Source organism: Xenorhabdus doucetiae, from assembly GCF_000968195.1.
Taxonomy (GTDB): Bacteria; Pseudomonadota; Gammaproteobacteria; order Enterobacterales; family Enterobacteriaceae; genus Xenorhabdus; species Xenorhabdus doucetiae.
Map to the genome: position 1 here is coordinate 2,963,082 of NZ_FO704550.1, position 13,199 is coordinate 2,976,280.

Here is a 13,199-nt window from a genome sequence, read left to right on the forward strand (position 1 = left end):
TACCGGAAAAATCATTCAGAGCAAAAAAGGTTCAGAAGTGTCTAGGTTTGTCGTGGCAATTCAATGAATATAAGTTACTACGTTGTTTAATAACAGATGTCCTTGTAGAAAGGTAAGCCATGAAAATATTATTTACATGGCTTGTATATGTCTTTAAGCGCTATGTTTTCTATCAAACAAGTTGACTTCATTGGGGGTTATATCTGAATCCATTTCTTCAAACGCATCAATATCCATAATTTTAGTTTTCTTCAGCAAGGATAATATTTTCGCTTTGTTTTTGTTGTTGCTCTTACCACAGATCCAATCTAAATCCCATAAACCATCAATAGTAAATGTTCTCTTTTTTTTAAGCTCATCATTGATACGCAAGCATAGGGCAGTTTTGTATATCCCCTCCCATTCGGTATGTATTTTCCCTTGAACACGTTGAAACCAAATATCTAGCATTTCTGTATTAGGCTGTTTACCTAATTTATCGTGAAGTTGCTTTAATTTGACAAATTTTGGCTCATCATCTTCGTAAAGGAAGCTTAGGAGTTTTACAAAAATTGCAGTTCCTACCGGATAGGTTGTAGGATTCTTAGCCATAATATTGGATATTATTCCAAGCATCGCCTCCAATTTATGTCCCTTATTAACAACCTTTTTCCTTTTGAATAGTCTGCGTAAAAAATCATTCAAATATCTGACTGTTATTTTAGAATTTTGGTGTTTTAAGGAGAATAAATAGATTGCATATAGCATCTGTTGCAAGGAGTTAAATCTTCCTTCTTTAATATAATCCTTTTTAGCTGATTTAAGAGAGTGAAATATAATATCTTCATGTAATTCTGTCTTTTTAGAATTCAAGTCCAAACCAAAAACACCTAGCACGGCGACTAAACATTTGGATATACAATCCAAATCATCCTTACTATTTGAAAATATACGATAATCATCTCGGTAACGCACAACTTTGTAGTCGGTGATATCTAATTTATCGATTTCCTTCCTTAAGTCGAGGTCTATCTGCCCTAAGATTAATTCGGCAAATGTATCCATTAGTGTGCTACCTAACGGAATACCATTTGTTTGATTATTCATCATCATTTGGATATGTTTATCAATCAAACGACCTGGATTATCATTGTTTGCTTTCTTTTTAGCTTCTTCTTTAGAAATGAATACCCACTCAAAGCTATGAGTGTAAATTGATGGGTAGAAATTAGAAATATCAGTACTGAACATGAATTCATACTCAAGCGCCAGAGAGAGACTTTTTTGCTCAAACTCCTCCCACCAGTTCAATACAGATGCAGCAACATTCGACGTATTTTTTTTAATTGCTGGGATACTTGAACATAAGAATAAGTCATTGAGTTCGAATTCTTTAAACTTTTCTTTTATTCTTTTCCAGTTTGCTGGCAATGTAATTAGCCTACAGAAATACACATAATACAACGGATTGATAAGCGTTATTCGTCGCCAGCTATATAAACCATCTTTACTAACAAGCACCTGATAATTTATATCTTTTCCCATCAATAGCTTGGGTTCTGGAAAACAGATAATCTCTTCTTTATCTATGGCAACATTGATATTTTCGAGTAAGGTAGAAAAATTTATATAGCTGGGTAGCTCCAATGTTGTGTAAGAATCGTGCTGGAGGAAATAACTAAGCGCATCGCGGCTTGATAGCTGATGTATTTTTTTCATGGATATTATATTCTTCCTGAGTTTATGCGCGCGTAACTATATATTTCTTATCACAGTTCCTGTGATAATGCGAGCAGATCAAATAGTGCATTGTCTGTACCTTAAACTGAATGCAAATTCTAGTGTGTAAACAATCTTCAACATCAACGCTGGTATGCCCTCGATAGACTCATGCAACTTAAAATGGTCAGCTGAAAGTAGTCACAACATTCACGTTGTTCTAGAATCGTTATAACATCCGCTTTTGGCACTAGGCTGACTGTCATATTTGCTTGAATCCAGAGTAGCAAAAGTATCAGCTTATATGGGCTGTTTAATAGCATATAACGCAAAAAGTTAAGCGGTTTTACTGATTCGCTTATTGAACCCGATAAAACAATTAGTTAAAGTACTCCCGCCATTGGCAAAATCCAGTGGTAAGGTTTCGCAGCCTTGTTTAGAGTCATCCACTGGTAGGAAGTTTCTACCAGTGCGTCTGCTATCGCCCTTTCAATGGTGATTCAGGCGGGGGAGGCCTCGGCCTCGCCGGATGATGACTCCCGGTACTGCGAACCCTGCCTTGAATCACCACCATCAATTTTCTCAATTAATGGAAGGGGTAGCAGGAATGAACAATGTTAAAAATGACTGGCATCAAGCTGATATTATTGCTGCATTACGTAAACGTGGTACAACCTTAGCGGCTGTCTCTCGTGAAGCAGGACTCAGTTCATCAACATTAGCAAATGTGTTATCACGCCCTTGGCCTAAAGGGGAATGGATCGTTGCTAATTATCTCAACATTCACCCATCTGAAATCTGGCCTAGCCGTTATTTTGATATGAACGGTAATCTTATAGAACGCAAAGTTCGCGATAAATCAGCAAAATAATTATTCTAATACCGGAAAACATCAGGGAAATAGTCACCTCGTCTAATTACTCGCTGTGTTATTGGCTTTGATGAGGTGGCACAATGGGTTAGCTGTCACCACAATCATTCAATAAAACTCCCGACGAAATTCGTAGCAACCTGTCTCGTAAGGTCGGAACGCTCAACGTACTGACCTCGTTTTGTTGATCACAAGTTCACTCTTACTTCTTTCTTTTCTTCCACATTGTTCTTATCTTATGTTTTGTTTATAGGTTTGTTCAGCGTTCAATATATAAACAACTGTATAAACAAACAAAAGTTAATCTCGTTATAAACAATAATTATTTAAACAATATCAAATGGTTATACTTTAATTATGAATATACTTAATATATATCAAGTTAAAAATTTTTTCCTCTCATTACAGGATCACCTCTGCAAGCAACTGGAACAACTTGATGGTCAGTCAACCTTCATGGAAGACGGCTGGCAACGAGAAGAAGGGGGTGGCGGACGAAGCCGAGTGTTAACCAAAGGTAAGGTTTTTGAACAAGCTGGCGTGAACTTCTCACATATCACTGGGGCTTCAATGCCCGCTTCTGCCACAGCTCATCGTCCAGAATTAGCAGGACGCAGTTATCAGGCCATGGGGATTTCTCTGGTCATTCATCCCATTAATCCCTATGTCCCAACTAGCCATGCCAATGTGCGTTTCTTTATTGCGGAAAAAGAGGGCGAGCCTCCTGTATGGTGGTTTGGCGGTGGTTTTGATCTCACGCCTTATTATGGTTTCGAAGAAGATGCGATTCATTGGCATACCGTTGCCAAAAATTTATGTCAACCGTTTGGTGATGATATTTATCCCAAATATAAAAAATGGTGTGATGATTACTTTTTTATTAAACACCGAAATGAACCACGTGGTATTGGTGGTTTATTTTATGATGATTTAAATACGCCTGATTTTGATACCTGCTTTACTTTTACGCAAGCTGTCGGAAATGGATTTTTATCTGCCTATTTGCCTATTGTAGAAAGAAGAAAAGATATTGCCTGGGGCGATCGTGAAAGACAGTTCCAATTATATCGCCGAAGCCGCTATGTTGAATTCAATCTTGTTTGGGACAGGGGAACTCTCTTTGGCCTGCAAAGCGGTGGAAGAACTGAATCAATATTAATGTCTATGCCCCCATTGGTACGTTGGGAATATGGTTATTCCCCAGAAGCCGATTCTCCTGAATCTGAATTATATACTGCATTTCTGATAAAAAAAGATTGGGTATGAGAATTCCTTACTCCTCGCGTTGCGAGGAGTAAGGAAGTAATCGGCAATGTTGAAATGTTATCTATCATAATACTGATAAAAACATTTATTATTTTTCATTAGCAATACCCTGCCATAAAAAGTCAATACTCACACTAATGACTCGCCTATTAATTACAGCTAGTATGCAATCCGGGCCTGAAAAAAAACGAATACAACATCTAACAACAAAACAGGGTATTATTATGAGCAATAATAAAATCAACATATACAGCTTAATTCCTCCATTTGTTCTGGAGCATATCTCTGATGATTGTGATACATGTACTAATCAATATGTATTAAAGACATTAGATCATGTTTATCAATTGATGAATGCGCCTGCTGAAGAAATGATTTCTCAACAGGAAATGAAAAAAGAGGAGAGTGATAAACTGCATCGCACTATCTATGATGCCAAAAATAAAGAGAATTTCCCTGGGGAAGAATTATCTCGCAGCGAAGGTATGCCAGAGAGTTCAGATACTTCTGTTAATGAGGCTTATGAGTATATCGGTAAGACTCATGAATTCTATAAGAAAGTATTTGGCCGTAATTCTCTTGATAATAAAGGAATAAAGTTAGTTGCTACAGTACATTATGGAAAAAATTATCTGAACGCATTCTGGACCAGAAAACAAATGGTATTTGGTGATGGTGATGGGAAGTATTTCAATCGTTTTACCTCCGCCATTGATATTATCGCTCATGAGTTGACTCATGGTGTTATCGAAAGCGAAGCCAGTCTGGATTACGTCTACCAATCTGGGGCACTTAATGAATCCATCTCAGATGTATTTGGCATTATGGTAAAACAGTATGTCAATAACCAAACCGTTGATGAATCCAATTGGTTGTTAGGTCAAGGTTTACTGGGACCAAAATTTAATCCAGAGAATAAGCCTGAGGTTGCTTTACGTACCTTTATTAATCCCGGAAAAGCATTTTCCGGAGATAAACAAGTTGGTCATATGGATCAATATGAAGATCTTCCCTTCTTCGTTGATAATGGAGGAGTTCATATATACTCAGGGATTCCTAACAGAGCATTTTATTTAGTGGCGATGGAGTTGGGAGGATATGCCTGGGAAAAAGCAGGAAAAATCTGGTATGAAACGCTACTAGATAAGCGCCTGTCTTCAGATGCCGATTTTGAGGACTTCGCCAAACTGACGATTGATAATGCGGAGAAGTTATTCAACAAGCAAACATCAGACATTGTGAGTAATGGTTGGGAAGAAGTTGGCGTTCTACTTTCCAAAAAATAATTAATTTAATATTAATAAAATATTGATTTACATTTTAATCAGTAACATTAAGATAATTCTAAAATAAATAATAAAGGGTTAAGGACGGCCCTTTATTATAATTTATAAGTTAATACGCAAAAATCCAACAAAAACACCTTCCATAAGTAGAAAACATCATCATTTAGATTAATAATTAATTAAGGGCCCTAGAAATAAAAATATGTATAGCACCTAAAAAGCGGGGTATTATTATGCGCAACCATCAAAACAAATTAAACAAATCCGGTATTATTCCACCCTCTTTATTAGAATATGTTGTTAAAATTTGTGGCCAAATCGATAAAGCGTACATACTAAAAACATTAGATCATGTTTATAATCTAATGAACAACCCTGCTGAAATGGAAATTTCAATTCATGGATATCAGCCAGGTTTTGATAACAAATTAAACAGGACGATTTATAATGCTAAATATCATGATCACTATCCAGGGGAAAAATTAATTTTAAGTGAAGGTATGACTACGATAGATGATATCGCTGCCACTGAAGCCTATAACTATCTGGGCAAAACATATGAGTTTTACAAGGAAATTTTTGGCCGTAATTCAATTGATAACCACGGTCTTAAGTTAATCAGATAAACTATCTGCATTACTGTTACAATCGATAACACGATAACCTGATTTTCTGCCTGTCCTTATGAAATCGAAGATAATACTTTCTGAGCCTGAACGAATAACATTGCAACAACTCGCTTTGAATCATCCCCACCGGGATATCCGTACGCGAGGAACGGGTTTGCTCATGCTTGCCAGAGGGAGCAAGCCGTCCCAGATCACCGCTGAAATAGGATGCAGTCTCCGGGTTATCTATAATTGGGTTCACATGTGGCACAATTCAGGGATAGCGGGATTATTAGGCGGTCATGCTGGAGGCCGGTATCTCGCTATGACGCCTGAAATGATTGCCACTGCGGTCGAAGCTGCCTGTGCAGAGTCCCTAACTCTCGCACGGATAGCCCAGTGCGTTGAGGCAAAGCATGGGCCCCTGCCTTGTACGCTTGAAACGCTGGCAAATACCCTGAAAAAGCAGGGGCTCACCTATAAACGCACCCGTCTATCGCTTAAAAAAAGCGCAACGAAACGGAGTTTGCTAACAAATCCGCCTTGCTGAATAAAATTAAGGCTGGAGCACAGTTAGGCCATTACCGTTTGGTCTATTTTGATGAGGCGGGTTTTGCCGCATCTCCTCCGGTGCAATATGGATGGAGTCCACGGGGTAAGCCCCATGAAACTGAGCCTCAAGAGCATGACAGGCGGTCAGTTCTGGGGGCGTTAAATTACACGGATAACACGCTGTTTTACCAGACAACGTCAGGCAGTATCACGCGAGATGACGTGATTGATTTTTTAGAGCAGCTCGCCCAACAAGGGGACAACCGCCTGACATTTTTAGTGTTGGATAATGCGCGTATCCATCACGGGATTGAAGAAAAAATCAGAAATAGCTGGTTACGAGAACACAACCTGTTTTTATTCTACCTTCCCGCCTACAGCCCAGAGCTGAATTTGATTGAAATCGTCTGGAAACAAGCCAAATACCATTGGCGACGTTTTATCACTTGGACTCAGGAGACAATGGAGAATGAATTAAATACGTTATTGGGCGGTTATGGTAACCAATTTGCAATTAATTTCTCTTGAGTACTTAAATTAGTTGCTACTGTCCATTATCAAAAAAATTATATGAATGCATTTTGGGATAACAATCAAATGGTTTTCGGTGATGGCTATGCTCCCTATTTTAATCGTTTCACATCCTGCATTGATATTACTGCACATGAACTCACTCATGGGGTAACTGAAAGTGAAGCAAGTCTTGATTATGCCTATCAATCGGGGGCATTGAACGAATCGATCTCAGATGTATTCGGCATTATGGTGAAGCAATACGCGAACAATCAAAAGTCCAACGAATCTGATTGGTTGATCGGCCAAGGGCTATTTGGCCCGGCACTTAATCCAGACAATGATCCTAATGTTGCCTTACGCTCATTCAAAAATCCCGGAACGGCAAACCCAAAAGATAATCAGGTCGGCCATATGGACCAATATCAAGATTTATCCGTCAGAGATGATAACGGCGGTGTTCACAAATATTCTGGCATTCCCAACAAGGCATTCTATTTATTAGCAACAGAGTTAGGCGGGTATTCGTGGGAGCAAGCCGGGAAAATTTGGTACAATACGTTATTGGATAAACGATTATCCCATAAAGCCAGTTTTAATGATTTTGCACAACTCACTGTTGATAATGCCAAGGCGCTATTTGGTAAGAAAATTTCAGCAATCGTGACGCATTCATGGAAACAAGTCGGAACCTTGCTCTAACAGCAGTCATGACGGTTTAATTATTAAAGACCAGGGACGGTCTTAATTATTTTTTCCTCTCCTCTATTTCATCAAATTACTCACCTTACGCCTGCATATCTATGCTCGTCGTACTTCAACATCCATTTATTATCTTCCCGTGGCGAGGGAGACAATAAGCTGTTTTCGTTTTGCGAGCTGCTACTTGAAGTTTATCGGGTATATACCATAAAAAATTTACATTTTTAGTAGTGACTAACATGGTTAGTTTGGCTACTATTTGCAGTAGACCAAATATACGCCAACATACAAAACAGGGCACGACCATGTGTAACAATAAAGTAAGAAAACAAAATATAATCCCCCCCTATTTATTGGAGTATATTGCAGAAACCTGTGATGCCAATGATAAAGAGTATGTATTGAAAACATTAGATCATGTAAATAAACTAATGAAGCAATCAACCAAAGAAGCACCCTTAAATTCTGAAGATGATCCTTTATTATATAAAAATAAAAAAATGTCTGAACCAGAAGGGAGCTGTCCCTTCTCAGGGAAATAAGTTTTTTGGGAAACGGTCTTTTAAATAAATCTTGTTCTAGGGAAACCTTATTTTAAGTAAATCTTCTTTTAAGAAAACCTTGATTTAAGGAAATAGTTTCACGAAAAATTATGTTTAAAAATAAATTGCACCAATAAAATGAGTCATGAGTACTCAAGACGCTAAAAACAGATTTAACCAAAGCATAGCGTTACTCACTGATTTACATGCTCTTTGAGATAATCAAGAAGCAGAAAATTTAAATTAATAAAATTAGGTATACAATAACAACATTGATCACAGAGTTATTGATAAACTTAAAAAATTTGCCAAATGCTTTCTCGTTATAGAGTTAAATTATTCTTTAGAAACAGAAACAAATAAAAAATCATTGGCTCATTATTTAAAATAATAAAGGGCTAAAAAAGCCCTTTATTTATACCCGTATTTTTTTAACGATTAACGTTTTTTCAGATGTTCCATTAAACGCTTACGTTTACGGAGCTGAGTTGCTGTTAAGGTATTTTTCTTACCTGCATAAGGGTTAGCCCCTTCTTTAAATTGGATACGAATAGGTGTTCCCATTACCTTCAAAGAACGGCGGAAATAATTCATCAAGAAACGCTTATAGGAATCCGGTAAGTCGCTCACCTGATTACCGTGGATAACCACGATAGGTGGGTTATATCCCCCCGCATGGGCATATTTCATTTTCACTCTGCGGCCGCGGATCATCGGTGGCTGATGATCATCTTCTGCCATGTGCATGATACGGGTCAATAAGGAAGTGCTGACGCGACGGGTTGCGCTTTCATAGGCTTCCAGAATTGACTCAAATAAATTACCAACACCACTACCATGTAATGCAGAAATAAAATGAACACGGGCAAAATCAACAAAGCCCAAACGCAGATCAAGCATATCTTTAACGTGATCTTTATCTTCCTGACTCATCCCATCCCATTTATTGACGGCGATGACCAGAGAACGGCCACTGTTAAGAATAAAGCCAAGCAGGGAGAGATCTTGATCAGAAATACCTTCACGCGCATCCACTACCAGCAATACCACATTGGCATCTTCAATCGCCTGAAGCGTTTTAATCACGGAGAATTTTTCAACGGTTTCAGTGACTTTTCCGCGCTTACGAACGCCCGCGGTATCAATCAAAATATATTCACGGCCATCACGCTTCATAGGAATATAAATGCTGTCGCGGGTTGTACCCGGCATATCATAAACGACAACACGCTCTTCACCCAAAATGCGGTTGGTTAATGTGGATTTACCGACATTGGGGCGGCCAACAATCGCAAGTTTCAGAGGCAAGGAGGTAGGATCAAAGGCTTCTTCCTCTTCTTCTTGTTCAGCCGCGTCCAATTCGGCCTGTTCCATTTCTGCCCAATAAGCGGCGTTAGCCTCTTCTTCGGTTAATTCGACTTCTTCCGTCTCTTCTTTATCAGAAAACGGCAACAACACACGCTCAATCAGTTGTGTCACACCACGGCCGTGAGAAGCAGCGATGGAATAAATATCCCCCAGACCCAGTGAATAAAATTCAGCTACCGAGGTATCAATATCGATACCATCAGTTTTATTCGCCACCAAAAAAGTGGCTTTTTCACGGCTACGCAGGTGCTTGGCAATCGCATGGTCAGCAGGCATCAGCCCCGATCTGGCGTCAACCATAAACAGGACAATATCAGCCTCTTCTATAGCCATAAGAGATTGCGTAGCCATATGTGTTTCTACGCCCTCTTCCGTACCATCAATACCGCCCGTATCAATGATAATGAATTCCTGCCCTTCAACCTCTGCCCGTCCATATTTACGATCACGGGTTAAGCCAGGGAAATCCGCAACCAGCGCATCTCTGGTTCGGGTTAATCGGTTAAATAAGGTGGATTTTCCAACATTGGGGCGCCCAACCAGCGCAACGACAGGTATCATTTTTTTGATGCCTCATAACTAGATTTGATACTAATAAAGACGAAACGGCCCCTGTTACTGTTCAGGGGCCGTATAGTTTTGTGTTATTACTGTATTATTACATACAGCGTTAAAACACGTTCTGGAATTAGCGGGTATACAGGTAAACCGTCCCGTCCTTCGCTTGTACCATCAGTTTATCGCTGGCAACAACCGGGCGACTCAGCAGGCCGGAACCATCAACCTTATGCTGTGCCACAAACTTGCCATCAGACATATTCAACCAATGCAGGTAACCTTCCCCATCACCAACAACCAGATAGCCATTATACATTTCTGGGGCTGTCAGGTTACGGTGTGAGAGATCATTTTGCGACCATAATGTCACACCATCACTCTTACGCAGGGACAAAATATGGTCGTTTTGATCAACAATGAAAATATTGCTGTCAGTGACCACCATATCATTCACCGATCCGAGATCACGTTTCCAGATGATCTGGCCGGAACGCATATCCATTGCCACCAAATTGCCGTTATAAGCAATGGCGTAAATCACATTGTCAGAAACGACCGGCGTCATATCGACATCATTCAGGCGATCGATTTCGGTAGAACCGGTGACCTGAGAAATACGCTGTTGCCAAATCAGTTGCCCCTGAGACAGCAGAACAGCACTGATGCGACCATTGTCACCACCAACAATAGCGGCGCCATAGGCCACGGCAGGCGCGGATTCACCACGAACGGATAATGCCGGTGTATCCATGTTAATCGACCAAGCCACACTGCCGTCAGTTTCGTTCAATGCCTGCAACATCCCATTGCCGGTGTGAATCAAGACAAGGCCATCACTCACGACCGGGCGGGACAACGCTTCGCCGGCAACGGTTGATTCCCAGGCAACCTTACCGTTCGCGGTATCCAGTGCAATAACTTTTGCCCTTTCTGTTCCGACATACAGGCGATCACCCGATACTGTCAAACCACCAGAAAGCAGCGCCGGCAAGCGGGATGACAGCAAACCCGCTTTTTCTGACAGATCTGTTGCCCACACCTCTTTGCCGCTGTCGATATCAAAGGCTTTAATCACTCCCTGACGGTCAGCAACATAAATGGTTGAACCCTGCCAGGTCGGTGATAAATGAGAATAATACTGCCCAGTACCACTCCCAACTGATTTATCCCAAACAATATGCGGTTTGAATTGATTTTCAACCTTCGGCAACGGTGACATTGTTACCGTATCCTGTTCACTTGAACAACCAGCCAGCAGAACAGAAGCAACCAGCCCAACCAAGAGTGTTTTTCGCAGTTGCATTATGAAGTTGGCTCCCTTAGTTGGATAAATTATTAAGTTTGATTTTCATGAAATTTTTCATTTCCTGCGGGCCATCAAGCCCAAGCCCGGTGGAATAGGCGGCACGTGCACCCGCGATATCCCCTTTTTTAGCCAGAATATCCCCACGGATATCCTCAACCATAACCTGCCATCCTTTACCTTTGACCAGCGCCAGTGTTTTCAATGCAGCCTCTATTTTATCTTCCGCTAATTGAACCCGAGCCAGACGAAGGTTGGATAGCGCCTGCATGTTCTCATCTTTGGCTTTAGCGGATGCCGCCAGCAAATTTTTCTCTGCCTGAGCCAGATCATTTTGGCCAATAGCCTGCTTTGCCAGTTCCAGATCAGCCATGACACCGTAGACATTATTCGTTTCATTAGCGAATTTTTCTACGGTAACAACACCTTCTTTCGACCCCGACGCCAGCGATTTGTTCAACTCTTCAAAGGTTGCCGCCGTATCATGTAATTGGTTGGTTTGATGAGTCTGCCAATAACGCCAGCCAATCAAAGCACCAATGCCCAGTACTAAACCCACGGCAAGGTATTTACCGTTGGTCGAGAAAAAACGCTTTATCGCGTCAATTTGTTCATTTTCAGTGGTATAAACTTGCACTAGAGTCTCTCTCCTTAACCTAACAGTTCACTCAAACGTGCTGCGACTGCTTGTTGTGGCAATGTTTCTTGTTCACCGTTGCGTAAATCTTTCACTGTAATATTGCCAGCCTGAATTTCATCTTCCCCCAGGATCAAGGCAACTTTGGCACCGTGTTTATCCGCACGCGTCAACTGTTTCTTAAAGTTACCGCCGCCGTGATTGGTCATCAGACGCAATTCTGGCAATTGATCACGGATTTTTTCCGCCAATATCAATGCGGCTTGCTGGCTGCCAGCACCAAAGGAAGAGAGGTAAACATCAGCAACGGTCAGATCAGCAACAAAGTCAGGATTGACTTCCTGCACTAACAGAACCATACGTTCCATGCCCATAGCAAAACCCACGGCCGGCGTTGCCTTACCCCCCAATTGTTCAACCAAGCCATCATAACGGCCACCGGCACAGATGGTTCCCTGCGCACCCAGCGCAGAGGTCACCCATTCAAAAACAGTACGGTTGTAGTAATCAAGGCCGCGAACCAGACGTTGGTTGATGCGGTATTTGATCCCCGCGCTATCCAGTATCTGACATAATCCATCAAAGTGGTCTTTTGATTCAGCATCAAGATAATCAAACAACGCCGGGGCATCATTGAGGAGTTGCTGAATTTCCGGGTTTTTGGAGTCCAATATCCGCAACGGGTTGGTATACATGCGACGCAGACAATCCTCGTCCAACTTCTCTTTATGTTGTTCAAGGAACACCACCAGCGCTTCACGATAATTGGCACGGGCTTCCAGTGAACCAATGGAATTCAATTCCAGGGTCACGTGATCAGCAATGCCGAGTTCACGCCACCAACGTGCGGTCATTAAAATGAGTTCAGCATCAATATCCGGCCCTTGCAGGCCAAACACTTCCGCCCCTAACTGGTGAAATTGGCGGTAGCGGCCTTTTTGTGGGCGCTCATAACGGAACATCGGCCCGATATACCACAAGCGCTGTTCCTGATTGTACAGCAGACCATGCTGAATACCGGCACGGACACAGCCTGCGGTATTTTCCGGGCGCAGGGTCAAACTTTCACCATTGCGATCGTCAAAGGTATACATCTCTTTTTCGACAACATCGGTGACTTCCCCAATTGCCCGTTTGAATAACGGGGTCTGCTCTACAATCGGTGTCCGAATTTCGCTAAAGCCATAACCCGACAGCACACGCTTGATCGTAGATTCAACTCGTTGCCAGATGGCGGTTTCAGCAGGAAGGCAGTCATTCATGCCACGAATAGCTGGGATATTTTTTGCCACGTT

The 13,199-nt window shown here is 41.2% G+C and carries 13 protein-coding genes; 8 read left to right on the plus strand and 5 right to left on the minus strand.

The annotated features are described in order from the left end of the window. Nucleotides 1–153: 153 nt before the first annotated feature. Nucleotides 154–1,698 carry an RNA-directed DNA polymerase gene (locus XDD1_RS12755; RefSeq protein WP_045971693.1) on the minus strand — a complete coding sequence of 515 codons (1,545 nt, stop codon included), beginning with the start codon at nucleotides 1,696–1,698 and terminating at the stop codon, nucleotides 154–156. 607 nt (nucleotides 1,699–2,305) lie between these two features. On the opposite strand from XDD1_RS12755, the gene XDD1_RS12760 reads away from it, so the two are divergent. The 8 genes from XDD1_RS12760 to XDD1_RS12795 all read left to right on the plus strand — a co-directional run bounded on the left by XDD1_RS12760 (nucleotide 2,306) and on the right by XDD1_RS12795 (nucleotide 8,038). Further along, complete coding sequence (locus XDD1_RS12760; RefSeq protein ID WP_045971695.1) at nucleotides 2,306–2,569, plus strand: helix-turn-helix domain-containing protein; 264 nt, start codon at nucleotides 2,306–2,308, stop codon at nucleotides 2,567–2,569. A 357-nt stretch (nucleotides 2,570–2,926) separates the two neighbouring features. Continuing rightward, nucleotides 2,927–3,835: an oxygen-dependent coproporphyrinogen oxidase gene (hemF, locus tag XDD1_RS12765; RefSeq protein WP_045971697.1), complete on the plus strand. Its 909-nt coding sequence runs from the start codon at nucleotides 2,927–2,929 to the stop codon at nucleotides 3,833–3,835. Nucleotides 3,836–4,059: 224 nt separating this feature from the next. Further along, nucleotides 4,060–5,121, plus strand: coding sequence for a M4 family metallopeptidase (locus tag XDD1_RS12770; RefSeq protein WP_045971699.1), 1,062 nt, complete (start codon nucleotides 4,060–4,062; stop codon nucleotides 5,119–5,121). Nucleotides 5,122–5,354: 233 nt separating this feature from the next. Continuing rightward, complete coding sequence (locus XDD1_RS12775; protein WP_084721034.1) at nucleotides 5,355–5,747, plus strand: protealysin propeptide domain-containing protein; 393 nt, start codon at nucleotides 5,355–5,357, stop codon at nucleotides 5,745–5,747. A gap of 58 nt (nucleotides 5,748–5,805) precedes the next feature. Continuing rightward, nucleotides 5,806–6,279, plus strand: coding sequence for a helix-turn-helix domain-containing protein (locus XDD1_RS12780; protein ID WP_045968011.1), 474 nt, complete (start codon nucleotides 5,806–5,808; stop codon nucleotides 6,277–6,279). Continuing rightward, nucleotides 6,273–6,809 carry an IS630 family transposase gene (locus tag XDD1_RS12785; protein WP_084720900.1) on the plus strand — a complete coding sequence of 179 codons (537 nt, stop codon included), beginning with the start codon at nucleotides 6,273–6,275 and terminating at the stop codon, nucleotides 6,807–6,809. Before XDD1_RS12780 ends, XDD1_RS12785 begins: the two co-directional genes overlap by 7 nt. Nucleotides 6,810–6,851: 42 nt before the next feature. Beyond that, on the plus strand, nucleotides 6,852–7,496 hold the full coding sequence (locus XDD1_RS12790) for a M4 family metallopeptidase (protein WP_231854410.1): 645 nt from the start codon (nucleotides 6,852–6,854) through the stop codon (nucleotides 7,494–7,496). Nucleotides 7,497–7,801: 305 nt separating this feature from the next. Next, a complete protein-coding gene (locus XDD1_RS12795) occupies nucleotides 7,802–8,038 on the plus strand; it encodes a protealysin propeptide domain-containing protein (protein ID WP_045971702.1) in 237 nt (78 codons plus the stop codon). A 438-nt stretch (nucleotides 8,039–8,476) separates the two neighbouring features. Here the strand turns inward: XDD1_RS12795 and der are convergent, their stop codons facing one another. From der to hisS, 4 genes are all read right to left on the minus strand, one after another. Beyond that, nucleotides 8,477–9,967, minus strand: a complete 1,491-nt coding sequence (gene der / locus XDD1_RS12800; protein WP_045971704.1) for a ribosome biogenesis GTPase Der — start codon at nucleotides 9,965–9,967, stop codon at nucleotides 8,477–8,479. Nucleotides 9,968–10,094: 127 nt separating this feature from the next. Beyond that, nucleotides 10,095–11,267 carry an outer membrane protein assembly factor BamB gene (gene bamB, locus XDD1_RS12805; protein ID WP_045971706.1) on the minus strand — a complete coding sequence of 391 codons (1,173 nt, stop codon included), beginning with the start codon at nucleotides 11,265–11,267 and terminating at the stop codon, nucleotides 10,095–10,097. 16 nt (nucleotides 11,268–11,283) lie between these two features. Then, nucleotides 11,284–11,904 (minus strand): YfgM family protein, encoded by a 621-nt coding sequence (locus XDD1_RS12810; protein ID WP_045971708.1) that lies wholly within the window; start codon nucleotides 11,902–11,904, stop codon nucleotides 11,284–11,286. Nucleotides 11,905–11,918: 14 nt separating this feature from the next. Beyond that, the gene (gene hisS / locus XDD1_RS12815; RefSeq protein WP_045971710.1) at nucleotides 11,919–13,196 is read right to left on the minus strand and encodes a histidine--tRNA ligase; all 1,278 of its coding nucleotides are present in this window, start codon (nucleotides 13,194–13,196) and stop codon (nucleotides 11,919–11,921) included. Nucleotides 13,197–13,199 lie beyond the last annotated feature (3 nt).

Bases quoted from the DNA above. Each gene is read 5' to 3' on its own strand.
- der (WP_045971704.1), bottom strand. From the start codon at position 9,967: ATGATACCTGTCGTTGCGCTGGTTGGGCGCCCCAATGTTGGAAAATCC.
- XDD1_RS12795 (WP_045971702.1), top strand. From the start codon at position 7,802: ATGTGTAACAATAAAGTAAGAAAACAAAATATAATCCCCCCCTATTTA.
- XDD1_RS12775 (WP_084721034.1), top strand. From the start codon at position 5,355: ATGCGCAACCATCAAAACAAATTAAACAAATCCGGTATTATTCCACCC.
- XDD1_RS12790 (WP_231854410.1), top strand. From the start codon at position 6,852: ATGAATGCATTTTGGGATAACAATCAAATGGTTTTCGGTGATGGCTAT.
- XDD1_RS12770 (WP_045971699.1), top strand. From the start codon at position 4,060: ATGAGCAATAATAAAATCAACATATACAGCTTAATTCCTCCATTTGTT.
- hemF (WP_045971697.1), top strand. From the start codon at position 2,927: ATGAATATACTTAATATATATCAAGTTAAAAATTTTTTCCTCTCATTA.
- bamB (WP_045971706.1), bottom strand. From the start codon at position 11,267: ATGCAACTGCGAAAAACACTCTTGGTTGGGCTGGTTGCTTCTGTTCTG.
- XDD1_RS12755 (WP_045971693.1), bottom strand. From the start codon at position 1,698: ATGAAAAAAATACATCAGCTATCAAGCCGCGATGCGCTTAGTTATTTC.
- XDD1_RS12780 (WP_045968011.1), top strand. From the start codon at position 5,806: ATGAAATCGAAGATAATACTTTCTGAGCCTGAACGAATAACATTGCAA.
- XDD1_RS12760 (WP_045971695.1), top strand. From the start codon at position 2,306: ATGAACAATGTTAAAAATGACTGGCATCAAGCTGATATTATTGCTGCA.